General features: G+C 69.0%; 23 protein-coding genes. 13 read left to right on the top strand and 10 right to left on the bottom strand.

The window, feature by feature from the left end:
* Positions 1–215 precede the first annotated feature (215 nt).
* The gene (locus tag ABFX50_RS46265; RefSeq protein ID WP_346156562.1) at positions 216–689 is read left to right on the top strand and encodes a winged helix-turn-helix transcriptional regulator; all 474 of its coding nucleotides are present in this window, start codon (positions 216–218) and stop codon (positions 687–689) included.
* A 129-nt stretch (positions 690–818) separates the two neighbouring features.
* Here the strand turns inward: ABFX50_RS46265 and ABFX50_RS46260 are convergent, their stop codons facing one another.
* From ABFX50_RS46260 to ABFX50_RS46250, 3 genes are all read right to left on the bottom strand, one after another.
* Positions 819–3,056: an Orn/Lys/Arg family decarboxylase gene (locus tag ABFX50_RS46260; protein WP_346156559.1), complete on the bottom strand. Its 2,238-nt coding sequence runs from the start codon at positions 3,054–3,056 to the stop codon at positions 819–821.
* 123 nt (positions 3,057–3,179) lie between these two features.
* Positions 3,180–3,770, bottom strand: coding sequence for a hypothetical protein (locus tag ABFX50_RS46255; RefSeq protein WP_346156557.1), 591 nt, complete (start codon positions 3,768–3,770; stop codon positions 3,180–3,182).
* Positions 3,767–4,411 carry a hypothetical protein gene (locus ABFX50_RS46250; protein ID WP_346156554.1) on the bottom strand — a complete coding sequence of 215 codons (645 nt, stop codon included), beginning with the start codon at positions 4,409–4,411 and terminating at the stop codon, positions 3,767–3,769. Before ABFX50_RS46250 ends, ABFX50_RS46255 begins: the two co-directional genes overlap by 4 nt.
* A 76-nt stretch (positions 4,412–4,487) precedes the next feature.
* Between ABFX50_RS46250 and ABFX50_RS46245 the strand changes: the two genes are divergently transcribed.
* Positions 4,488–5,378 (top strand): LysR family transcriptional regulator, encoded by an 891-nt coding sequence (locus tag ABFX50_RS46245; protein WP_346156551.1) that lies wholly within the window; start codon positions 4,488–4,490, stop codon positions 5,376–5,378.
* 98 nt (positions 5,379–5,476) lie between these two features.
* Here the strand turns inward: ABFX50_RS46245 and ABFX50_RS46240 are convergent, their stop codons facing one another.
* The 3 genes from ABFX50_RS46240 to ABFX50_RS46230 form a co-directional block, all read right to left on the bottom strand.
* A complete protein-coding gene (locus tag ABFX50_RS46240; protein WP_346156550.1) occupies positions 5,477–6,703 on the bottom strand; it encodes a serine hydrolase domain-containing protein in 1,227 nt (408 codons plus the stop codon).
* 130 nt (positions 6,704–6,833) lie between these two features.
* Positions 6,834–7,100, bottom strand: coding sequence for a WGxxGxxG family protein (locus tag ABFX50_RS46235; RefSeq protein ID WP_346156547.1), 267 nt, complete (start codon positions 7,098–7,100; stop codon positions 6,834–6,836).
* Between the two features lie 540 nt (positions 7,101–7,640).
* Positions 7,641–8,273 carry a PRC-barrel domain-containing protein gene (locus tag ABFX50_RS46230; protein ID WP_346156546.1) on the bottom strand — a complete coding sequence of 211 codons (633 nt, stop codon included), beginning with the start codon at positions 8,271–8,273 and terminating at the stop codon, positions 7,641–7,643.
* Between the two features lie 397 nt (positions 8,274–8,670).
* On the opposite strand from ABFX50_RS46230, the gene ABFX50_RS46225 reads away from it, so the two are divergent.
* A complete protein-coding gene (locus ABFX50_RS46225) occupies positions 8,671–9,150 on the top strand; it encodes an MSMEG_6728 family protein (RefSeq protein ID WP_346156545.1) in 480 nt (159 codons plus the stop codon).
* A 178-nt stretch (positions 9,151–9,328) separates the two neighbouring features.
* On the opposite strand, the gene ABFX50_RS46220 is transcribed toward ABFX50_RS46225, so the two are convergent.
* A complete protein-coding gene (locus ABFX50_RS46220) occupies positions 9,329–9,694 on the bottom strand; it encodes an SRPBCC family protein (RefSeq protein WP_346156543.1) in 366 nt (121 codons plus the stop codon).
* Between the two features lie 66 nt (positions 9,695–9,760).
* Between ABFX50_RS46220 and ABFX50_RS46215 the strand changes: the two genes are divergently transcribed.
* The 5 genes from ABFX50_RS46215 (at position 9,761) to ABFX50_RS46195 (ending at position 14,156) form a co-directional block, all read left to right on the top strand.
* The gene (locus ABFX50_RS46215) at positions 9,761–10,315 is read left to right on the top strand and encodes a hypothetical protein (RefSeq protein ID WP_346156541.1); all 555 of its coding nucleotides are present in this window, start codon (positions 9,761–9,763) and stop codon (positions 10,313–10,315) included.
* A 109-nt stretch (positions 10,316–10,424) separates the two neighbouring features.
* Positions 10,425–11,102, top strand: a complete 678-nt coding sequence (locus ABFX50_RS46210; protein ID WP_346156538.1) for a GAP family protein — start codon at positions 10,425–10,427, stop codon at positions 11,100–11,102.
* A gap of 134 nt (positions 11,103–11,236) precedes the next feature.
* Positions 11,237–13,036 carry an alkyl/aryl-sulfatase gene (locus ABFX50_RS46205; RefSeq protein ID WP_346156588.1) on the top strand — a complete coding sequence of 600 codons (1,800 nt, stop codon included), beginning with the start codon at positions 11,237–11,239 and terminating at the stop codon, positions 13,034–13,036.
* 228 nt (positions 13,037–13,264) lie between these two features.
* Positions 13,265–13,786 (top strand): LURP-one-related/scramblase family protein, encoded by a 522-nt coding sequence (locus tag ABFX50_RS46200; RefSeq protein ID WP_346156535.1) that lies wholly within the window; start codon positions 13,265–13,267, stop codon positions 13,784–13,786.
* Between the two features lies 1 nt (position 13,787).
* The gene (locus ABFX50_RS46195; protein WP_346156533.1) at positions 13,788–14,156 is read left to right on the top strand and encodes a phage holin family protein; all 369 of its coding nucleotides are present in this window, start codon (positions 13,788–13,790) and stop codon (positions 14,154–14,156) included.
* 83 nt (positions 14,157–14,239) lie between these two features.
* On the opposite strand, the gene ABFX50_RS46190 is transcribed toward ABFX50_RS46195, so the two are convergent.
* Genes ABFX50_RS46190 through ABFX50_RS46185 form a run of 3 tightly spaced genes read right to left on the bottom strand, consistent with a single transcriptional unit; the run spans position 14,240 to position 16,048 of the window.
* A complete protein-coding gene (locus tag ABFX50_RS46190; RefSeq protein WP_346156530.1) occupies positions 14,240–14,656 on the bottom strand; it encodes a nuclear transport factor 2 family protein in 417 nt (138 codons plus the stop codon).
* Between the two features lie 5 nt (positions 14,657–14,661).
* Complete coding sequence (locus ABFX50_RS51600) at positions 14,662–14,826, bottom strand: SHOCT domain-containing protein (protein ID WP_428834730.1); 165 nt, start codon at positions 14,824–14,826, stop codon at positions 14,662–14,664.
* 22 nt (positions 14,827–14,848) lie between these two features.
* Positions 14,849–16,048 carry a DUF2254 family protein gene (locus ABFX50_RS46185; RefSeq protein ID WP_346156528.1) on the bottom strand — a complete coding sequence of 400 codons (1,200 nt, stop codon included), beginning with the start codon at positions 16,046–16,048 and terminating at the stop codon, positions 14,849–14,851.
* 280 nt (positions 16,049–16,328) lie between these two features.
* Here ABFX50_RS46185 and ABFX50_RS46180 point away from each other — a divergent pair, with 280 nt between their 5' ends.
* The 5 genes from ABFX50_RS46180 to ABFX50_RS46160 all read left to right on the top strand — a co-directional run bounded on the left by ABFX50_RS46180 (position 16,329) and on the right by ABFX50_RS46160 (position 22,727).
* Positions 16,329–17,957, top strand: coding sequence for a SulP family inorganic anion transporter (locus ABFX50_RS46180; protein WP_346156583.1), 1,629 nt, complete (start codon positions 16,329–16,331; stop codon positions 17,955–17,957).
* Between the two features lie 295 nt (positions 17,958–18,252).
* On the top strand, positions 18,253–19,299 hold the full coding sequence (locus ABFX50_RS46175; protein WP_346156524.1) for a catalase family protein: 1,047 nt from the start codon (positions 18,253–18,255) through the stop codon (positions 19,297–19,299).
* A 59-nt stretch (positions 19,300–19,358) separates the two neighbouring features.
* A complete protein-coding gene (locus tag ABFX50_RS46170) occupies positions 19,359–20,741 on the top strand; it encodes a Dyp-type peroxidase (protein WP_346156523.1) in 1,383 nt (460 codons plus the stop codon).
* A gap of 167 nt (positions 20,742–20,908) precedes the next feature.
* Complete coding sequence (locus ABFX50_RS46165) at positions 20,909–21,388, top strand: hypothetical protein (protein ID WP_346156522.1); 480 nt, start codon at positions 20,909–20,911, stop codon at positions 21,386–21,388.
* A 523-nt stretch (positions 21,389–21,911) separates the two neighbouring features.
* Positions 21,912–22,727 carry an SAM-dependent methyltransferase gene (locus ABFX50_RS46160; protein ID WP_346156520.1) on the top strand — a complete coding sequence of 272 codons (816 nt, stop codon included), beginning with the start codon at positions 21,912–21,914 and terminating at the stop codon, positions 22,725–22,727.
* Positions 22,728–22,880 lie beyond the last annotated feature (153 nt).

The raw sequence follows: 22,880 nt of genomic DNA, 5'->3' as shown, positions 1-22,880 counted from the left end.
CGGAACCTCACGTGTACGGCCGGCCCGCCGCGCCCCGGTCGGTGGGTGTGCCTTCCCGGACGGCATGCGCATCGCGCCGGTCGCCGGGCGCGCCTGTACTGCACGGCAACGGATGGCGCTGGTCCCCTGGGCCCTCGGAGGGCACTTGCGTCATGCAAGTGAGGTTAGGGCCGTACACTTGCTTGACGCAAGTGCCAATTCTGGAGGTGGCCGTCATGCTGGGCAGGACATACGACACGCAGGTGTGCTCTGCCGCCAGGGCGCTCGAGGTCGTCGGTGAGCGGTGGAGCCTGCTGATCGTGCGCGACGCGCTGTTCGCCGGCGCGACCCGTTTCGCCGACTTCCAGCGCTTGGGCATCGCGACCAACATCCTGGCGAAACGCCTCGACAGCCTTGTCGACTCAGGCATTCTCGAGCGGCGCTCGAGCGAGGAACAGCCCGACCGGGCCGGCTACGCCGTGACCCAGAAGGGGCTCGACCTGGCGCCCGTGATCATCGCGCTGACGCAGTGGGGCGATCGATGGGCGGCGCCGGACGGCCCGCCCATCTTGTATCGGCACACCGGTTGCGGGGGAGCGATCGCCGAGCAGACGACCTGCTCCAGCTGTGGTCAGGTCACCGACCTCCAGCAGATCCACGTCGTGCACGGCCCCGGCATGCCGGGCTCACACGCCACGGACGTGGTCTGACCAGGCGGCGAGGCTGCCGGGCGAACGATTCCACCCATGGCGCTGACCTGACTTCGCGTGGCTTGGCCGGTGGTGCCGTACCTCGCCGAGTGAGCATCCGCTTGGCCCATGAGCGCGTAGACGCCGGGCTCAGTCCTTGACGACTTCTATCCAGTAGCGGCCTTCGCCGTCGCGGTGGGCGCCGTGGATGTCTGTCGCCAGGTCGGGGAAGGCCCGGTCGAAGTCCTCCAACGCCCGCAGGTATGTCAGCAGCGGGCCATCGGCGGGACCGGCCGCCTCGCCGGGCATCAGCATGGGAATCCCCGGTGGGGTGACCACCACCGTGGCCGCGGCGACCCGGCCCGGCAGATCGTCCAGAGGGACAGACTCGGTGCGGGCCCGGATCATGGCCTGGTAGCAGTCGGCTGGGGTCGTCACCGGTTCGGGCAGGTTGGTGAACACCTGGTCCAGCAGCTTTCCCACGCCGGAGTCGCGTAGTTTCTCGTGGACCAGGGTGCAGTACTTCTGTAGCGAGATCGCGGGCGGGCCGAAGCCTGGCAACACCTCCGCCAGGGGCAGGTCGTCGTCGTAGGCGTTCTTGAAGTCGGTGAGCGCGTCGATGAGCGTGCCCCACTTGCCCTTGGTGATCCCCATGGAGAACAGCACCAGCAACGTGTGGTCGCCGGTCTTCTCCACCACGATGCCGCGCCGCTCCAGGTGGGCGGCCACGACGCGGGCAGGGATGCCCCAGTCGAGGGTGCCCGTGACGGCGTCGGCGCCCGGGCAGGTGATCGTCACCTTGACGGGGTCGAGCAGGCAGTAGCCCTCGGACATCCCGTCGAACCCGTGCCACGCGGCCCCCTCCTCCATGGTCCAGCACCGCGGCTCAGCGCACAGCAGCGCCGGATCGGCGTCGGCGAACGAGAAGACCTGGCCGGTGCGCGGGTCGGTGACCTCAGAGGGCTGCCAGACGCCGAAGAACCAGTCGGACCGCAGGCCGTCCTCGCGGATGCGGGCGGCCAGCCGCACCATCGCCTGCCGGAACCGGACCGCCTCGACGATCGCCTCCCCGGTGAGGAACGGCCCCGACGGGCCGTCCATCATCGCCGCCGCGACGTCCAGCGAGGCGATCAAGGGGTAGAGCGGCGACGTGGAGGCGTGCATGAGGTACGTCTCGTTGAACGCGTCGTAGTCGACCGGCGCCCGCTGCGCGGGGCGGAGGTGCACCATCGCCGCCTGCGACAGCGCCGCCAGCAGCTTGTGTGTCGACTGGGTGGCGAACACGGTGGGGCGGTCGGGGCCCGGCAGCGTGCGCTCGTCGATCGCCATGCCGTACCGGCCGGCGTAGAGAGGGTTGAATCGGGCGTAGGCGAACCACGCCTCGTCGAAGTGCAGCCGTGGCACGCTGGCGCCGAGCAACTCACCGACCCGCACCGCGTCGTAGCACACCCCGTCGTACGTCGAATTGGTGATCACCGCGTACGTCGGCTCTCCGGCGGCAAGGGGGTGGGCGGCCACCCGAGCGCGGAGCGCGTCCGCCTCCAGCGTCGCGGAGGGGATCGGGCCCGCCAGCCCGAGCCCGTTGCGCTCGGGCACCAGATAGACAGGGCGGGCGCCGCTGATGGCCAGCGCGTGCTGGACCGACTTGTGGCAGTTGCGGTCCACCAGGACGGTGTCGTCGCGGGCGATCGCATGGTGACCGACGATGCGGTTGGCGGTGGAGTTGCCGTTGACCACGAAGAACGTGCGGTCGGCGCCGAAAACGCGGGCGGCGTTGCGCTCAGCCTCTCCGATCGGGCCGGTGTGGTCGAGCGGCGACCCCAGTTCGGTGACGGAGATGGACAGATCCGTCCGGAGGAGCCGCTCGCCGTAGAAGTCGAAGAACGCCCGCCCCACCGGCGACTTCAGGAACGCCACGCCGCCGGCGTGCGCCGGGGTGTGCCAGGAGTAGCGATGGTGATCCTGCAGGCGGCGCAGCGCGCCGAAGAACGGCGGAAGAATCTTCTCGGCGTACTCGTCAGCCGCGTGGGCGATGCGTCCGGCGATGAACTGCGGGGTGTCCTCCAGCGGGAAGACGTAGCCCTGGATGACCTCGTACACCCACAGCGGAAGCTCCTGCTCCTGCGTCATCAGGAAGACGGGCAGGCCGCGGAAGCGCCTGCCCACCGCCCCCAGCAGTTCCTCGGCCCCGGGGGCGTCCCACGCCGCCAGGACCGCCGTCAGCGACGCGTCCGACCCCACCACCGCCATGGCGTCCGCGGCCCGGTGGGTCCAGCGCACCTGCAACCCGTGCTCGTCCATCGCCGCGCACACCCGGCGGATCTGCTCGGCGAGCGCCGAATCGGCGTCGGGACGTTCGGTGACGGCGGCCAGAACGGTTCGCTCCATGCGGCACTCCGTGATCGGGGGAGGGGGCGGAAGGTCCCCACGCAAGAGTAACGGAAAGGAGTCGAACTTCAACCCTGGGTAATCGCAGTATCCAGGACGGCTGACCCGGCGTTCCCGCGCCGGTCAGGTGTAGGCGATCAGCCGCCCGCAGGCGACCACTCCCGTCCACGCCACCAGCGAGACGGCGCCCGCCGCCCTGGCCGCAGGAGGCGGTCGGCGATCGTCGTCCCACGCCTCTACCCGGCGATAGACACCGAGATGGAACAGCGCCACATTGAGGCCGGCCACGGCGAGCAGACCCACCTTGGCCGGTGCCGCGCCGGTGCCCGCGATCTCCCGGGCGCCGGCCGTGAACATCGCCGCTCCGGACAGCGCGGCAAGCGCCAACCCCGCCCTGGCCACCGGCAGCAACCGCCGCGCAGCCGCTGACACCGAGATCACGTCCGCTCCCGCGCCGAGCAGCCGCAGGTCGAAGAGCAGGGCCGGTCCGACCAGTATCGCCAGCCCCATCAGGTGCACGATCTCCAGCGACGAGTACACCCACGGCGTCACCCGCACGAACTCCGCCACCCACGTCTCCTGGAGCGAGGTCAGCGCGTCGAGCCACCCCGCTGACTGAGGGTCCGACCGCGCGGCGTGGTATCCCTGCAGCGCCCCTGCCTCGCCGGCTGCCTCCGCCTGCGTGGTGTGGCGCTGCGGGAAGGCCGCTGTCATGAGGCTTTCCCTCCGGCCCGCCTGGCCCGGAGCGTCAGCGCCACGGTGCCACCGCCGATCAGAAGGGCGCCGCCGATCAGCCACGGCAGCACGACAGGGCCTTGGCCGGAGCCGGCGGCCGCGGTGGTGGCGTCCTGCCCGGCAGGCTGTTCGGCGGGGCCGCCCGGCGAAGCGGGAGGCGGGCTCTGCGGCAAGGGAACCGAACGCTGCCGGACGGCCTGCCCGTCCTGCCGGACCAGCAGTTCAGGCCGGAACTCCTCGGCGTGCTCACGGTGCACGTAGCCGACCGCCTCCACGCGCTCGCCCTCGCGCACCCGATCCGTCATCCCCCATGCCGTCAGCCGCTCCACGGGTGCGAGGATCAGCACCACCTCCTCCTCCCGCCCGTCGAAGGCCTGGGTACGCCGCAGCACGTCACGCCCGCCCAGTTGCTCCAGTTCGGCGGGGATGGAACGCTCGGCGAGCCCTGACGGCAGACGCGCGGGGGCGGCCACGCGCACGCGCACCTCTGGATGAGGGTTTCCCCACCGGACCTGCGTCACCGTCCCGGACAGGTACAGCGGCCGCTCGGTCCTGAAGTCCTCCCACCCGTGATGAAACGTGCTGCTCAGAAGGGAGAGGGCGACAATCAGCGATTTCATGTCGCCCAGTTTCAAGGTGTCTGCCGGATTAAACCGCACTGAAAGGGATATGCGCCCCCATTGATATCGTCTGCCTATGAATCTCCAGCAGCTGCGCTACGCCGTCGCGCTGGCCGAAGAGCTCAGTTTCGGCCGGGCCGCGCTTCGCGAGGGCGTGCGGCAGCCGCCGTTCAGTCAGCAGATCGCCAGACTGGAAGAGGAACTGGGCGTGCGACTGTTCGAACGCACGACCCGCCAGGTACGTCTCACGCCCGCCGGTGAAGCTTTCGTGGCCGAGGCCCGCGCCAGCCTGACCCATGCCGCGCTCGCCGTGGAGACGGCCCGGCGGGTCGGCAGGGGGCAGGCGGGCCGACTGGTGATCGGGTTCGTCGGGTCGGCGACCAACCTCACGCTGCCCCGGGTGTTGCGCCGCTTCCGCGCCCGCTACCCAGGTGTCCAGGTCGAGTTGCGGGAACTGCCCACCGCCCAGCAGGCGGAGGAACTGCGTCAGGGCCTGCTCGACGTCGGCCTGCTGCACGCGCCGCTGGCCGGGCCCGCGGCGGAGGTGCTCACCACGCAGACCGTGTCCCGTGAGCTGTTGCTGGCCGCCCTGCCGGCCGATCATCCACTGGCCTCGCGCACGTCCCTGCCGGCGACGGCACTCGCGGGGCAGCCGTTCGTCATGTTCCCGCGAAGGTACGGGCCGGCGCTGCACGACCGGATCACCTCGGTGGCACGTACGGCGGGGTTCGAACCTGACGTCGTGCAGGAGGCCGTGCAGATGCAGACCATCGTGGGCCTGGTGGCGGCGGGGATCGGCGTGTCCATCGTGCCGGAGTCCGTGACCCGGCTGCGCCGCCGCGACGTCGCCTTCCGCCCTCTGTCGCCGCCGGTCCGCGCGGTCACACTGGACCTGACCTGGCGCACCGGCGACCCGAACCCGATGGTCGGCAACTTCCGTTCCCTGTTTCCACCCCCTCACCCCTGACCAGGCGATGGCGCTGGAGGCGGCGAGCCATGGCCGTGAAGAGGCCCTGCAGGAGTCCGAGATTCGGAAGAAACCGAGGCCCGAGGAGTGGTGCGCGCTCAATCGCCACCGCCGGTCCGTGACCCGGATGGCCGCGGTCTCGGAGACGGCGCCTGCTCGGGCAGGTCGAACACGCGGTCCGGGGTCACGATGCGCGTGATGGCCTTCCCGAAGAGCGTGCTGGGCTGCGCACCGTCGTACGAGATATCCGTGTTGACCAGGATCACCAGCGTCGCCTGCTCCTCGGGCAGGTACACCGTCAGCGACTGGTAGCCGGGCAGCGAGCCGTTGTGTCCGATCCAGCTCCGCACGTTGAAGACGCCAAGTCCGTACCCGGCGCCCGGGATGGTCGTCGGGCGCGTCCTGAGGCGTTCGGCCTGCGTCTTGGGGGTCAGCAGGGTGCCGGTGGCGAGGACGCGGGCCCACGTGCGCAGGTCCTGAAGGTTGGAGACCATCGCTCCCGCGGCCCAGCCCCAGGAGGGATTCCAGTCGGTGGCCTCCTCGACCGCGCCCGAGGCGGTCTTGTTGGTGTAGCCGCGAGCGTGGGGGCTGGGGAAGGCGGCGCCGGTCGGGAGGACGGTGTGCCGCAGGCCGGCCGGCTCCAGGACGTTTCGCTGGATGAACTCGTGCAGGGGCAGGCCGCCGACCTTCTCCACCACGAGCCCCAGCAGGATGATGTTCGTGTTGGAGTACTGGAATCGCGCGCCGGGCTGGAACTGCACGGGGTGCTCGAAGGAATAGGCCAGCAACTCCAGGGGGGTGAAGGGCCGTCGCGGGTTGGTGATGAGGGCCTTGGAGAAGGCCTTGTCATCGCTGTAGTCGAACAGCCCGCTGCGCATGCCCGCGAGGTCGCGCAGGGTGATGCGGTCCCCGTTGGGGACTGCGTCGACGTACTTGGCGATCGGGTCGTCGAGGCCGGCCTTGCCCTGGTCGACGAGTTCGAGCAGGGCGGTCACGGTGAAGGTCTTGGTCTCGCTGCCGATCCGCATGGACAGGTCCGGCTTCATCGGGGCGCCGGTCGCCTTGTCGGCGACGCCGAAGGCCCGCACGTACGCCCCCTTGCCGGAAGCCGACAGGCCGACGATGACGCCTGGCGCCTTGGTCATGCGCATGACCTGCCGGATCGCGGTGTCCAGTCGCGAGGCGACGGCGGGGGTCAGCTCGGGGAAGTCCGGCGGCTGAAGAACCGCGGCGCGCTGAGCGGAGGGGGCCGCCACGGGCATCGTCTCGCCGACGGTCCCGGCGGACAGCGGGAAGGCCAGGAGGCCGGCGACGGCCAGCCCCACGGAGATTCCGCGCCGACACGCCTGCGAGCACCTCATGGAAGACCTCCCGCCGAACGACGACGACAAGGCGCTCGGGGCGACGGTGCCCGCCGCCCCGGCTCCTGCGGCATGCGACCGCCCCGGCTCCGCCTTACGGCCTCGGGGGGTTGGGCATGTGCTCGGCCGTGCCGACGCGGGCCTTCTGCTTGCGTAGGCCGGCGAGGCCGAGCAGACCGAGCAGGCCCAGCAGCCCCCACATGCCTCCGCTGCCGCCCTCGTCTCTGTTCTCGGTGGGTTGCGGTGATGGGGTGATCTGGCTGTACGCGGCCGGGACGGCGACAGCCTCCGCCGTGACGGCCGCGGCCGGGGCGAGCGTGAGCAGGAAGACCAGCCCCAGGCTCGTGAGGATCTTACGCATGGGATTCCCCCGATCTGGCGGTCTCGCGTTCGGAAGACCGCCCGTTGTGGCCCCTTCCGGCGAAGGAAGGGGAGAGCGCCGTATTCCCTGCTGGGCGGGCCCCTGCGAGGGCCGATTGCTTCGACGCGAAGCGTCCCGCCACCTTGTGAGGTCGTGCATCAGGGACTTCGAGCGCGATGGACGCGGTTCCCGCCGTTCCGCGCAAAGACAGCAATGACAGGAACCAGGCGTGGCGAACAGCCTGTGGAATCAGGACACCGGCGATGTCATGAAATATGGAATGGTGTCCCGGTTTGCCGGGTGTCTGCCCTCCCTCGGGGCGGCCCGGCTCGTTGGAGACGGTCTCCTCGTCGGCGACCTGGTCCTTGGTCGTGCGGACCCGGCTCCTACGGAACGGTCTCCTCCACCATCGGCCATTTGTCGTGCGGGGGCTCGGACTCGGTGATGTCCGGCCCGTCAAGCGCCGCATCCCGGTCGGCCTCGGTGGTCTGTTCCCGCTCCACCCGCACCTCGTGGCGGGGTGAGCGGAACGTTGCGCTGCTACTCGTCGGTGACGATGTACTTGCGCAACCGGGCTCGGCCGCGCTCGTGGGTCTCGGCGCCGGCCTCCGGCCGATCCCCGCCCGCCATCGCATCGCCGCGACGGCCCATGCCGGTGTCGGCGTAGCCCGTTTCGGTACCCATGTCCCCGGTGTCGGCGTAGCCGTTCTGGATACCTGTGTCTCCAGTGTCGGCGTTGCCGTTCTGGATGCCCGTGTCCCCGGTGTCGGTGTGGCCGAGGCGCTCGCGCTCGCGCATGCCGCCCTCGTGCGCCCATCCCTCGCCGGGCTGGTTGGCCTGTTGCCAGGAGGACTCCCAGTCCATCCCGTAGTAGCGGTACAGCTCGCGCTCCTCCTCGGCCGACAGGTACCCGCCGGCGTCCACGTCGACGTTCGGGGCGTTCTTGACGCGGTCCTTGTCGTAGGGCACCTCGACGTGGTCGGTGACCAGCTCCGCATCCCGCATCGGGACGAAGGTCTCCTTGGTGCCGAACAGGCCGGTCTTGATGCACAGCCACTCGGGCCGCCCGGTGGCCTCGTCGAGGAAGAGGTGCTTGACCTCGCCGATCTTGGCTCCATTGGCGTCGTAGACGTCATGGTCCAGAACCGCGGGGATCTGCTCCTGCGTGATCATTCGCTTTCCCCCTTCTGCTTGGTGACGGTCTTTAGCGGACCTACCCGCCAAATTAGGACGGAACATCTCAAGCTGGTACAGAACGCCCCACAGTTCATCAGCTCGCGGCGGTCCTACGGCGAAGCCGACACGGTCCCGCGTGGCCTGCCGCATCGCCGCTCTGTGGCGAAACCGCTTCACATCAGGCCAGGAGTACCCCTCTACGCTGCGTTGACCAGGTCTTTGAACGGCTGACCGGGCGCGCGAGCCGAGGTGGCCGGCGGGGCAGGACCGCCACGCGATCCCCCGTGTTCGTATGCGAGCCTGCCCGCCAGGCACGTCAAGAGCCGGATGCGCAGCGAGCTCACGCCGCAGCCGCGTGCGTGAGTCGGTACGGCATGCAGGGTAGTCACCGTGGGTGCAGACGTTCTTGCCCTATCCCGACTTCGTGGCCACGTCGCTGATCCTGGACCCACGGCGGCTCGGCAAACAGCGTGTCGAGGCGATACAGGTGCTGCGCGGGCTGACCGTCGTCGGGTACGGCTGGCGCCACCATCCTGCCGTCGCCATGTGGGCGGGCTACGAGGAGGCGCTCACCAGATACGGCATGGAGATGTGCCGCGCCTGGTGTGAGATCGGATACGCCGACACCTGCGCGACCACCCTGCTGGCCGACTTCCGGCGCGCGCTCGGCGTGGACACGGTGCGCCCGCAGGACGCGCTCGCCGTGGCGGGGGAGTTGCCGCCGTGGCTGGGGGAGGAGGACTTCCACCGCAGCCACCGGTCGGCTTTGCTGCGCAAGGATCCCGAGCACTACCAGAGGTGGTTCACCGGTGTGCCGATGGACCTGCCCTACGTGTGGCCGGTGTCGGATCGGGCCCGCCGTACACCCGCATGACGCCGGATCGGCACCGGTCCTCGACGATCAGCCGTACCCCGCCATCGAGCCGTAGCTGGCCGACGGGCAGGACCGCGGCCACGGGGCCGTCGAAGCGAGCAGGCCGGCCGCGATCTCGGGCCGGCCTGGGCGCGTCGGGGAGGTGGCGCCGGCGGGAGCCGGCCCTTCGGAGCCCGCGCTACCGCTGGTTGCGGCCTTCGGCGGTGGTCTTCAGATCGCGCAGCCAGGCTTCGAGACCTTGTCCGAGAAAGCGGGTGGCGAGGGGCACGTCGGTTTCGATCTGGTCGCCGGCGTGGGTCTCCTCGGTGCGTACGAGGACGCCGCCCTTGACCTTGGCGAAGGTCCAGACGTGGACGCCCCGGTCGATGCGCAGCCCTTCGCCGATCGCCGGCCCGGTCCAGCGGATGCACGCGTGGTGCTGCAGTTGCCGGACCGTGGAGGTGATGACCAGCGTGGTCGGCGGGCTGACGGGGGTGGCCGGCACCGGGGTGGTCCACCGGAACCGCGAGTGCCTGCGCAGCGGGCCCGGATCGAGGCGCTTCATGCTGGTGACGGGCTTCTGCCGCGTGCTCTGTCGGTCCTGGCCAGGCGTCGCGTGGCCATCGGTGCCGTGACCACGGCCCTGGCCACGACCGCTGTCGCCTCGCCCGCCGCGGCTTCCACCGGCGTCTCCACCGGTGTCTCCACCGGCGTCGTCACGTCGGCCGCCGCCCCGCCGGCCGGCACCCTGCACCTCAGCAACCGCAGGACCAGTCTTGCGCTGGAGGTCGGCGACGTCGGCGCCAGCGGCAGGGGCAAGGTCTTCAGCACGTTCCCCCGCGGGGGCGACGACGTTGAGCAGCAGTGGAATTTCATCAACGGTGGCAAGCTGGTCAGCAGGAAGCTCGTCCGCGGGCAGACGGTGTGCCTGGAGACCGACAACGCCGGCCGGCTGTTCGTGGCCCGTTGCGTGGGCGGGAAGCAGACCCAGAAGTGGGCGTTCAAGCTGGCCGTCGACGCTCCTGGACCCTTCAAGGACGCCTTCGTCATCCAGAACTTCGCGACGAAGAAGTGCCTGGCCAGCGCCGAGCCAAATGGGCGGCGCAACGCTCAGGTGGGTGTCGGCTCCTGCAGGAGCGGCAATGCGCTCCAGCAGTGGACCGCCTCACCGCTGGTCGGTGACTGAGAGACGGAGCGCGGCAAGGATCCGGGACCGGCGGCGGCGCGCCCACACCAACGGCGGGCAAAGCATCATCCCTGGTCACAGCGGGTACTCCGTTCAGCCGGGGGGTTTCATGGGTGAGGTTCTGAGTGACCTGCTGCCGTTCGCGCTCACGGTCGCCATCAGCCCCGTGCCGATCATCGCGGTGATCCTCATGCTGCTGGCGCCGAAGGCGGGCGGCGCCGGCATCGGGTTCCTGGTCGGCTGGGTGGCGGGCATCGTGGTCGCGACGGGCGTGCTGATCGTGCTGGCCAACGCAATCGGACTGGCGTCCGCGAGAGGGCAGCCATCGGCGGGGGCGTCCTGGATCAAGCTGCTGCTCGGCCTGGCGTTGCTGGCGATGGCGCTCAAGCAGTGGAAGAGCAGGCCCAAACCGGGTCAGAGCGCCGAGCTGCCCGGCTGGATGCGGGCCGTCGACAAGGTGACTCCCGCCAAGGCCGCCACGCTCGGCCTGCTGCTGTCGGCGGTCAACCCGAAGAACCTGATGATGTGCGTGGCGGCGGGCGTCGCCATCGCCGCGGGCGATCTGAGCGGCGCCCAGGAAACAGTGCTGTTGGTGCTCTTCACGATATTGGCCGCGTGCAGCGTGGCGGTCCCCGTGATCGTCTACGCCACCAACGCCACCAGGGTGCGCGCGCCGCTCGACCGGCTGAAGGGCTGGCTGCAGCAGAACAACGCCACCGTGATGTTCGTCCTGCTGCTGGTCATGGGGGTGGTTCTGGCAGGCAAGGGCGTGGGCGGGCTGATGTGACGGCCGAGGACTTCCACGTGGCCCGCCCCGTGCCGTACATGCGGCTTTTTGCCCGTTCCGTTGTGCTGAGCTGGGAAAGTCCGGGGAATAAGGCGGCAGCGTTTGTCTTGTTCCGAGGGGGTCCTGTGGACGTCATGCCGTCGCTCGAAGACCGGGCCGACTTCGAGAAAGCCGACAAGGGTTTCATGGGGTCGCTGTCCCAAACGAAGATCACAGATGCGTCGGGCCGGGTCGTCTGGGACCTCGACGCCTACGCCTTCCTCACGGCGAAATGCCCTGACACGGCGAATCCGAGCCTGTGGCGCCAGTCTCAGCTCACCGCCAAGCACGGCCTCTACCAGGTGACCGACGGCCTCTTCCAGGTGCGTGGGTTCGACCTGTCCAACATCTCCTTCATCGAGGGCGACCGGGGCGTCATCGTCGTCGATCCCCTGCTGTCGGTCGAGCCTGCGGCGGCGGCGCTGGCTCTCTACCGGGAGCATCGGGGTGATCGCCCGGTGACCGCGGTCATCTACACCCACTCCCACGCCGACCACTTCGGCGGTGTCCGCGGAGTGGTGGACCAGGGGGAGGATGTTCCCGTCATCGCTCCTGCGGGCTTCCTGGAGCATGCCGTCTCCGAGAACGTGTATGCCGGCACCGCCATGAACCGGCGGTCCATCTTCATGTACGGCGCGGAGCTTCCCCGGAACCCCACCGGTCAGATCGGCGCGGGACTGGGCCAGACCACCTCCACCGGCACGATCTCCCTGATCGCGCCGACGCTGACGATCACCGAGACGGGGCAGCAGGAGGTGATCGACGGCGTGCGGATCGTGTTCCAGCTCACGCCGGGCACCGAGGCGCCGGCCGAGATGAACTTCTTCCTGCCCGACCGGCGCGCCCTGTGCATGGCGGAGAACGCCACCCACAATCTCCACAACGTGCTGACGCTGCGTGGCGCGCTCGTCCGTGACCCGCGCGTCTGGGCCCGCTATCTCACCGAGGCGATCGAGCTGTTCTCGGGCGAGTCCGATGTGCTGTTCGCCTCGCATCACTGGCCGACCTGGGGCACCCGAGAGCTCACCGAGTTCCTGTCCCAGCAGCGGGACCTGTACGCCTACCTGCACGACCAGACCCTGCGGATGCTCAACCAGGGCTACACCGGCACGGAGATCGCCGAGATGATCCAGATGCCGCCGGCGCTGGAGCAGGTCTGGCACACGCACGGCTACTACGGCTCGGTCTCCCACAACGTCAAGGCCATCTACCAGCGCTACATGGGATGGTTCGACGGCAATCCCGCCCATCTGTGGGAGCTGCCTCCCGAGGAGTCGGCGAAGAAGCACGTCGAGTGCATGGGCGGGATCGACAGCGTCCTCTCCAAAGCCAGGACCGCCGTCGAGGCCGGGGAGTGGCGCTGGGCCGCACAGATCCTCAACTACGCCGTCTTCGCCGACCCTGACGAGAGCGCTGCCCGCGAACTCCTCGCCGAGGTCTACGACCATCTCGGGTACGGCAGCGAGAACGGCACCTGGCGGAACTTCTATCTGCAGGGCGCGGCCGAGCTACGCGGCCGCAAGCCCGGGAACACCCTCGACACCGCCACGCCGGACGTGGTGAGCGCCCTGAGCCTCGGCCAGGTCTTCGACTCGATCGCCATCCGCGTCAACGGCCCGCGTGCCTGGGACACCCGCCTGACGATCGACTGGAAGTTCACCGACCTCGACGAGGAGATCAGGCTCATCCTCGCCAACGGCGTGCTCACCCAGACCCGTAGCCGCGCAGGCGCCCCGGCCGACCTCACCGTGACCCTCACCAAGCCGCAGTTGCTCGGCCTGATGGCCGCGCAGAGTTTCGACGGCATCCAGATGGACGGCGACCGCCAGGCGCTCGAAACGCTGATCGGGCTTCTGGACGACGGCGATCGCGATTTCGACATCGTCACGCCATGACAGACGGGTGAGCCGACCCAGAGAGCGGGGCTCCGGGTCGGGAGTCGGATCGAAGGCGGGAGCGGCGACCTTCGTGTTACGCGGCGCTCCCGCCGGCCGGCCGGGTGAGACGACCATCGTCCGCGGGGCCTCCCGCGAAAGGAGACTTGCCGGTTGTCCGGTCCTCTCTTTGCCCACTTCAGGGCAGGACGTTTCCATCGAGGCGACTTCGGCAGGTGGGGGTGAAGCGTGATCTTCAGAAGGGGTGATGACCCGGCGCCGCCGGCCACCACGATGTACCAGCTCCGGCAGCGCCTCGTGTCCATCGGCGACGACTACTGGATCGACAACGGCCTCGGCCAGCACGCCTATCGCGTCGACGGCAAGGCGCTGCGCCTGCGCCAGACCTTCGTGCTCAAGGACACCTCGGACAACGAGCTGCTCCACCTCCAGCGCAAGCTGCTCCGTCTCCGGGAGACCATGGTCATGCAGCATGACGGCCAGATCGTGGCGACCGTGCACAAGCACCTCATCGGCCTGCGCGACCGCTTCACCATCGATCTGGCCGGCGGCGGCGAGCTGCACACACGGGGGAACTTCCTCGACCACGAGTACACCGTCATCCGTGACGGCTCCGTCGTCGCCGAGGTCTCCAAACGATGGTTGAGCGTCCGTGACACCTACGCGATCTCGATCGTCGAAGGTCAGGACATTCCTCTCCTGCTCGCCACCGCCGTGTGCATCGACGTCCTGTGCCACGAGGGGCGATGACTTGAGAGCTCTGCTGAAGATCCTGATCGTCGGCGCCGCGCTGTGGGTGACGACGCTTGTCGTGGGCGGCATCTACGTGCAGGCCGACTCCCTCATCGGGAGGCTTCTGACCATCGTCTGCGTCGCGTTGATCTTCGGCATCGTCAACGTGGTCCTCAAGCCGATCATCCACGTTCTGGGCTGCGCGTTCTACGTTCTCACGCTCGGCCTGTTCGCCCTGGTGGTCAACGGCGGGCTGCTGCTCCTGACGGGCTGGTTGTCCGAGTTGCTGCGCCTGCCGTTCCACGTGGACGGCTTCTGGCCGGCCGTGTGGGGCGCGCTCATCATCAGCGTCGTGAGCTGGGTCCTCGGCCTCTTTCTCCGCGTCTGACGCGGCTGATCCGACGCCCCGCGCCATCACCTGCCTCGACCGCCTGCCCCGACCTCCTGCTCCGACCACCTGCCTCGACGGCGTCAGGCCGGGAGCAGGCCGAGCTGTTCGAACAGATCGGCCTCGTCCCAGTACTGGCGGAACTCGCTGATCCGGCCCTGGTCGACCCTGGCGAACAGCGCACCGCGCAGGTCCAGGGACCGGCCGGTGGCCGGAATGACGACGTCGTCGTCCAACTTCAGGCTCCCGGTGTGCCGCGCGGTGAGTCGCCATTCGGCGACCACCGTGCCGTCGGGCAGCTCCACCGGCGAGGCGTCCAGGCGGACGTCGGACAGTCCTGTGGCGCGGATGCCGGCGTCGCTCAGCAACTCGTCACGCGAGCTGATCAGCTGTCCGGCGCTCCAACCGCGAACATCGGGTGCGTACAGATCGGTGATCTGCTGCGTGTCTCCACTGGTGCTGGCTCGCAGCGCGGCCAGGACGATCTCGGTGGCGGTCATCAGCGTCATCCTCCGATCAACCGGGCCTTCATCGCGGCGAACTCGGCGTCGCTGAGCGCGCCGGAGTCGTGAAGCCGGGCCAGGCGCTCCAGGTCGGCCAGGGGATCGGCCGAAGGCGCGGCGGAGGGACCCGCCTGAGGCGCGGCTGGCGGAGCTGCGCGCGGCCCCATGTGATCGGGACGGCAGCGCCGGTCACGCGGAGATCTCCCGTGGGAAGCCGGACCGCAGGCGATCCTCGACGACTCCCAGGCGTTCGGCGACCGAACTCCCGCGGGGGCGAGGCACCTCGTCGTACAGCCCCCGCAGCAGATCGCGCAGCCGTACCAGGACCATGGGGCTGTGAGAGGCGGCGACGATGACCTCGTCGAGAGCGAGGCGCAGGTAGTCGTCCCAGGTCGGGAGGGGAATGACGAGCCTGACCCTGCCACGGGCGTCGGCCATGTAGCCGATGTCGAGCTCCTTCCCAGCCAGGCGACGCAGGAGGTCGTGGATCTGCTCCAGGGACTGGACGGCGGTGGCGGGGTCGTTGACGGCCGTGGAGAGGGCTCTGAGCGCGATGTCCGCCAACAGGCGCAGCCCGAACGTCACATCCTGGTCGAAGGTGCGCTCCCTTCCCGTGAGGGTGTTGCGCAGGAGGAGCCGGTCGGGGATGGCGTGCTGGTGGACCTCGGCGAGCAGGTCCCCGTCGAAAAGCTGCCCCCCGATGGGGACGCGCAGGGCGATGACGACGTCGTGATCGGTCGCCGCGGTGAGGAGCGCGGGCACGTTGATCTGCTGGAGCACGACGGGCCGGCCGGACCAGCGAATCGGCATGACAGGCCCGGGGAGGTCGACCGGTTCGCTGGGGGTGTCCCGGTAGGGCGCGCTGTAGACGGCGTCGTGGACTCTGCGGGTGCGCTGGTTGATCTCGTCCAGACATGGGGTGAGCCGGATGAAGACGAAGGCGCGCAGCTGGACGGTACGCATGAGCAGCGCTGCGACGAGCGCCAGGAGCAGCGCCACCACCGGAACGACGACGGAGACACGTCCGCGATGAGCGACGGCGAGCGCCGCGGTGATCGTGTAGACGAAGACGCCGACGGCGAAGGCGAAGGTCCGCCAGACGATCGGGTCGTCACCGAACAGGTTCAGCCGCGGAGTGAAGGTGCCGGAGGTGAACTGCACGACCAGGAACAGCAGGGAGAAGACGACGCTGGCCAGGCCGATGACGCCGAACCCGACGGTGAAGAGCGCCCCGACGATGTCCTTGCTCAGAACGGCGGGCGAGGGCGGCAGCGCGGGCAGAGCCAGCCCTCCCACCAGGCCGACCACCGCGCAGACGATCTGGGCCAGCCCGGCACGCAGGCGCCGCCGAGGCCGCCGGAACAGCGTCGGCGAACCGCTTTCGTTCATGAGGCGGCGTAGACGCATTCGGAGTCGGGCCCGATCGAGGAATGACTGCGCATTGCCTGGGCCCCTACCCGAGCCCCGTCGCGGGCAATGTCAGCAACGTGCCAACAGTTGATGATGACCTCGGATCTGTCGGAGATGTCCGCGGCGAAGACGTCTCCTTCGCGGTGGGCGTGGCGATCCTCATGCTGATGTTTTGCCCGCCCCCAAGCCCCTGCAGGCTGACGACCGGGTAACTCCCAGTCATGGCCGATGATCCGACGGCAGGGCGCGAGCGGCCGTGATGTTCGCGGGGCTGCGAGGGGTACGACGAGCGGATCTGCCGAGGGAGATCGCCGCCGGGATCACGCTGGCCGCGCTGGCGATTCCGCTCAACATCGGTTATGCGCAGATCGCCGGCCTTCCCGCGGTGGTGGGCCTCTACGCGGCGATCGCACCGATGCTGGTGTTCGCGCTGCTCTCGTCCTCCCGTCAGCTCGTGGCGAGCCCCGACGCCCCGATCGCGGCCCTGATCGCCTCACTGCTGGGTGCGCTCGCCGTCGCGGGCAGCGAGAACTACGTGGAGCTCGCCTACGCCCAATCGCTGGTGTGCGCGGCCGTGTTTCTGCTGTTCTACGTCTTCAAGCTCGGTTTCCTGGCCAACTTCCTGTCCGAGCCCGTGCTGGTCGGCTTCATCGCAGGCCTGGCAGTCGAGATCCTCACCAGCCAGGTGAAGAAGATCCTCGGCATCACCACCACGTCCGAGGAGTTCTTCCCCGAGGTGTGGGAGATCATCACCAAGATTCCTCAGGCGCACTGGTGGAACGTCCTGATCGGTGTCGGCACGATGGCGGTGATCCTGGGCCTGCGCCGCCTGGCGCCGGCGCTGCCCGGACCGCTGATCGCGCTGGTCGCCGCCACGGCGGCCGTAGCCGCCACCGGGCTGAACAGCAAGGGTGTGTCGGTGCTCGGCTCCGTGCCCTCCGGCCTGCCCACGCCCCATTTCCCGAGTGGGGTCACGCTGGGTCAGTGGGCCTCGCTGATCCCCGGCGCCATCGCGATCTGCGCCGTGACGCTGGCCGACGGGTTGCTGACCGCGCGGCGTTACGCCGAGCAGCATGACTACCCTGTCGACGGCAACCAGGAACTGAGGGCGTTCGGCGCCGGCAACATCGCGGCGGGCCTGACCGGATCGATGACGATCGGCTCAAGCGCGTCACGCACGGCGGCCATGGACTCGATCGGCTCCCGCTCGCAGATCCCGAGCCTTGTCTGCGCCGTGGTTGTCGCGATCCTGCTGGCCTTCTTCAGCGATCTGCTGGCCTATCTGCCCAACGCCGCGCTGGCCGGCATCGTCGCCGTCGCGGTGATCAAGCTGATCGACCTGCGCAAGCTGGCCGAGCTGTGGCGGCTGCGCCGCTCCGAATTCTGGATCGCCGTGGTCTGCCTGCTCGGCGTGCCGGTGCTGGGGTCACTGTCGGCGGTGGTGATCGCCTTCCTGCTGTCAGCCGTCGACATGGTACGGCGGGCGTCCAAGCCGAGCACGGCCGTACTCAAGCCGGGCCCGGCCGGGCGTTACATCCGCGCCCACGAGCCAGGCCCGGGACCGGCGGTGTACCGATTCGAGGGACCGCTCTTCTTCGCCAACGCCGACACCTTCAAGACGGAGATCCTCGCGTTGGAAACCACCGACGTGGTCCTTGACGCCGAAGCGATCTCGGACGTGGACACCACGGGAGCGGAGGCGCTACGTCAGGTGGAGGCGCAGCTGACGGCGGCAGGACGACGACTCGTCGTGGCACGTGCCACCGGGGACCTGCGCGACCTGCTGACACATTACGAGTTCGAGCTCACCCATTTCGACTCCAACGAAGCCGCCGTGGCGGGTGTCAGGTCGGGCGAAAGTCCTGATCCGGGGCCACAGGGAGGGTGACGAGTCGAACGAACGGACGGCGAAAAGCGCGGTACGGATGACCCCGGGCTCCCATGGAGCCGGTGACGCGACGCAGCGCACGAATGGGCATTTTTCGGCGATCTGACTGTCAAATGGCTGCCGTCACCACGCGCTCGACCCGCCCTCGTGCCTACGGTGGGTGAGGATCAGAGGTCACCTCGCAGTCGAACTGCGGACAGGGGAGATGGTCGAGCTCATGCCGTCGCGATTCATCCATTACTCGCCGGACGTGGAAACCGTCGCCTCTACCGACTTCGACGAGATGCTACGGACGGTGATCGGGAAGACCGAGCGGTTCATCGCCGAATCGGTCGAAGCCGAGGGCACCGGTCTGGCGGTCCGCGACGCGCACGCCAAGGGGTACGGGCTCGTCAGGGGAGAAGTCGAGATCCTCGACGACCTGCCGGCCGAGTACGCGCAGGGCATCTACGCCACTCCTGGACGGCATGACGCGCTCGTCCGCTTCTCCAACGGTTCGCCTCACGCGGGCGCCGACGCGAGCCTCGGCCGGGCGACCGGTCTGGCGTTGAAGATGTTCGGCGTCCAGGGCCCGACCCTTCTGGAGGACGAGCCCGACACCGGCACCTTCGACTACGCCCTGATCAACGCGCCGGTCTTCTTCTGCAACACCGTGAAGCACTATCTGTTCATCCAGGAGCTGTTCCTCGACGCGCCGAAGTACTTCGCCCAGGGCGCGCCGGGCCGGCACCGCTTCTACCGCGAGTTCGTGACCGGCAAGGGGACCCTGGCCGAGGAGGAGTGGGCGTGGGACGAGTTCCTGGCCTTCCTCACGGTGTCGCAACGGCCCCTGGTGAACGTGCTGCTGTCGACCTACTGGACGATGGGCGCGGTCCGGCACGGCGACTACATCGCCAAGGTGCGCCTCGCCCCTGACCCCTCCTCCGCTGCCGCGGTGGTCCATCGCGCCATCGACGTGACATCGGCGGAAGAGGTCTTCAGGCCGGCCCTGGTGGCCGAGATGAGAGACCGGCCCTTCGCGTTCGACATCCAGGTGCAGCTCTGCGCCGACCTGGACCGCATGCCCGTCGAGGACCTCACCGTCGAGTGGCCCGAGCGGCTGTCCCCGTTCGTCACGGTCGCCAGGCTCCGCCTGCCGCAGCAGGACATCTCCGACGAGGAAGCCCTCAGGAAGATGGACGCGCTCTCCTTCACCCCGTGGCGGGTGACGGCCGAACACGCGCCCCTCGGCGACATCATGCGGGCGCGCAAGGAGGTCTACCGCCGCTCCTCCCTCCAGCGTCACCAGCTCAACCAGCAGGAGCGCCAGGAGCCGCGCAGCGCGGACGAGGTGCTGCCGTAGAACGCGGCCGCTCCCTCACCGCCCTTGCGAGTCCAGCGGACAATCGGAGACAGAACGCGATGACAGACAGTGCGAGCGCGGCCCAGGTCCTGGAGTTGGACGACATCCAGGGCACCGTGCTGAGGCAGCGCCCATCGCCCTATGTGGGCGCCTACTTCCTGCTGCGCGTCGACGACGCGGCCGACGGCCGCCGGATGCTGGCCCACCTGGCGCCCCGCGTCGCCTCCGCCGCCAGATGGTGGGAGCCGCCGGACCGGGCGTGGTTCAGCGTCGCCCTCAGCCACTCCGGGCTGCGGGCCCTGGGCGTGCCGCAGGCGTCGCTGGACAGCTTCCCTGCCGAGTTCCGGCAGGGGATGGCCGCCCGTGCCGTACGGCTCGGCGACGTCGGCGAGAGCGGCCCCGAACATTGGGACCCGCCGCTGGGCAGCACCGACGTCCACGTGGCGCTGTCGGTGTTCGCCCCGGACGAGGCGGGGCTGCAGAGGGTGCTGGACGACGCCCGCCGAGCGCTGAGCGGTCTGCCCGGAGTGTCGGTGATCTATCGGCTGGAAGCCGAGCAGCTGCCGACCAGGCGCACCCACCTCGGCTTCGTCGACGGCATCGGCGAGCCCGACATCGAAGGCGCCGGCGTGGCCAGCATCCTCCACGCGGGCGGCGACCACTACGGCTACCTGCCCGGTTTCGGCCCCACCATCAAGGCCGGAGAGTTCCTCCTCGGCTACACCAACGAGCTGGGCAGGGTCGCCGCCATGCCCCAGCCTGGCGTCCTGGGCCGCAACGGCACCTACGTCGCCTTCCGCAAACTCCATCTTCAGGTGGCCGCCTTCCGCCGCTATCTGAGGGACAACGCCTCCTCGCCCGAGGAGGAGGAGCTGCTCGCGGCGAAGATGGTCGGCCGCTGGCGCAGCGGAGCACCCCTGGTGCTGACCCCCGAGCACGACGACCCCGACCTGGCCGCCGATCCCATGCGGGCCAACGACTTCAACTACCGGCACGAGGACCCGACAGGCCTGCGCTGCCCTCTGGGCTCGCACATCCGCCGCATGAACCCGCGCGACGCCCTGACCGACTCCATCGTGGACGTGAAGATCCACCGCGCCCTGCGCCGCGGCACCACCTACGGCCCCATGCTCCCCGAAGGGCAGCTGGAGGACGACGGCGCCGAGCGCGGCATCGTGTTCATCTTCATGGGCGCCGACCTGGTCCGGCAGTTCGAGTTCCTCAAGACCCAGTGGGCCAACGACGGCGACTTCGTCGGCCTCGGCACCGAGAAGGACCCGCTCGTGGGGGACAACGACGCCACCGGGACCTTCACGATCCCCCGCCGTCCCATCCGCCGCCGGCTTCAGCAGCTACCACGCTTCACGATCACCAAGGGGGGTGAGTACCTCTTCATGCCCGGCCTGCGGGCGCTGAACTGGCTGGCCGAGCTCGAAGACTGAACCGCGAGCCCTCGGCCGGCGGCTACGGCCCGCCTCGAACGACCAGCCGATCGAAGGCACGGGTCCAGCGGCGGCTACTGCCGCCCATCGTCGACCACCGGATCCAGTCCCCCCGACCACATACAGGACAGAAGCTCCATCGGGCTCCAGCAGAAGGACACACTGACATGACCATGAACGCCGACCAGCAGAGCCGCCCGGGGCTGAAGTCGGGCAGGACGAGCGAGTTCACTCTCTTCTTCAAGGTCAAGCCCGGCCACGGACAGCAGATCCGCGAGATCTTCCAACAGCCGGGGTACGAGGAGAGGCGCAAGGAGATGGGTGCGCGCATCGGCACGCTGCACGATGCACGCTGGGTGCTCTTCGACGACGACACGCGGCTCATGTTCGCCACGAACTTCGACGGCGACTGGGACGCCTATATCGATGACTTCGCCTCGCTGATCCCGGAGTCCTTCGACGCCGTCATGCAGCACGCCGAAGACTATCCGGGCATCCACGACCCCAACATCAAGGACTACGTAGCCGCCCACCAGGTCACAGCGGCTTCCTACCTGCGCGCGATCCCGGACGCCACGGTCAAGGACCTGAAGAAAGCGCTGCGCGTACAGGAGGCGTTCCAACGTCTGCTCGACGAAGCGAGCTGACCACCCACACCGAGTGCGTTCGGCTTCCTCTTCACCGTTTCGCCCACCTCCAGCCCGTCCACTGCCGACACCTCCATCTCGCTTCTCCCGCAGGTGGCGCGGCGGCGGCGGCACTGCGGCGGGGCGACGACTGTGTGGAACGGGGCGCCTTCCGCGCCTGATCGCAGTCGGGAGATCGGCCTCGTGTCCGTCGCGTCGAAGCGGGGACCGGGGCCGTTTCTCGTGTCGTGTGCTTCCGCAGGCCAACGCCGTGATCGAAGTGCTTTGTGCGGAATTCGAACCTGCGACCGTCGGATGAGAAGTAAGATCTTTTAGTGTTGTGGTATGTCGGTTGGTGATATTTCTCCGCGCTGGGCTGGCGCCGGCAGGACAGCCGGACCCCTCTGGTTTCGGGTGCGGCGGGATCGCCGGCCGCAGGTCTTCTGCGCGCCCAGAATGCCGGTTCGCCTCGCCGGGCTCCACGAATGGTGAGCCCGGACAGCACGTTGTACGGTCGGAAGCCCTCCATCTTCAAGGATGAACAATGAGCGACGAGAGCTCCGCCGCGCGGGCGGCATGGGAGCGCGTGGACACGACCATCCCGCACTCCGCCCGGGTGTGGGACTTCCTGTTGGGTGGCAAGGATCACTACGCCGTTGATCGCGAGGTCGGCGAGACCCTGCTGAAGTTGTTCCCCGACTTCGCGATGGTCGCCCGGCTCCAGCGCGAGTTCCTCATGCGCGCTGTCCGGTACCTGGTGAGCGAGGCGGGAGTGCGCCAGTTCCTGGACATCGGCACCGGCCTGCCCACTGCCAACAACACCCATGAGGTCGCCCAGAGCATCGCACCCGAGACGCGTGTCGTGTACGTGGACAACGACCCCATTGTCCTGGTGCATGCTCGCGCGCTCCTCACCAGCGCGGAGCCAGGCGTCACCGACTACATCGATGCCGACGTCCGTCACCCCGACGTGATCCTCAACGGAGCGGCCAAGACTCTCGACTTCACCCGGCCCGTCGCCGTGATGATGCTGAGCATCGCCGGCCAGCTCACCGACGATGACAACCCCGCGGCCATCATCGGCCAGCTGCTGGAACGCCTGCCTTCGGGCAGCTATCTGGCGCTGAGCGACGGCACCGACACCAACCCGGCACTGGTCCAGGCTGTGGCGAACTACAACCGCACCGCGGCCAACACCTACCAGCTACGCAGCCCGGCACAGATCGCGGCGTTCTTCGCCGGCCTCGACCTGGTGGACCCGGGCGTGGTGCCGACGCCGCAATGGCGGCCCGAACCTGATCGGTGGGATGAGCCGCCGGCTGTCGTGAGCGCCGTCTGCGGCATCGCCCGTAAACCCTGACAGCCCGGCAGGCGACCCCGGTGGCCGGTCCGATGACGGCTCCGGCACGGTGACCTGCTTCGCTCAGAACGTGAAACGACAGGATCCCGCCCAGGTCCCAGGACCAGACGGGATCCTGTCCACTCGGTCCACCGTCTCGAGAACGGCCCCCTG

The sequence above is a fragment of the Nonomuraea recticatena genome, assembly GCF_039533245.1.
In the GTDB taxonomy this organism is placed as follows: Bacteria; Actinomycetota; Actinomycetes; order Streptosporangiales; family Streptosporangiaceae; genus Nonomuraea; species Nonomuraea roseola.
Note: the sequence above shows the minus strand (reverse complement) of the source record. Positions and strands in the feature narration are given on the sequence as shown.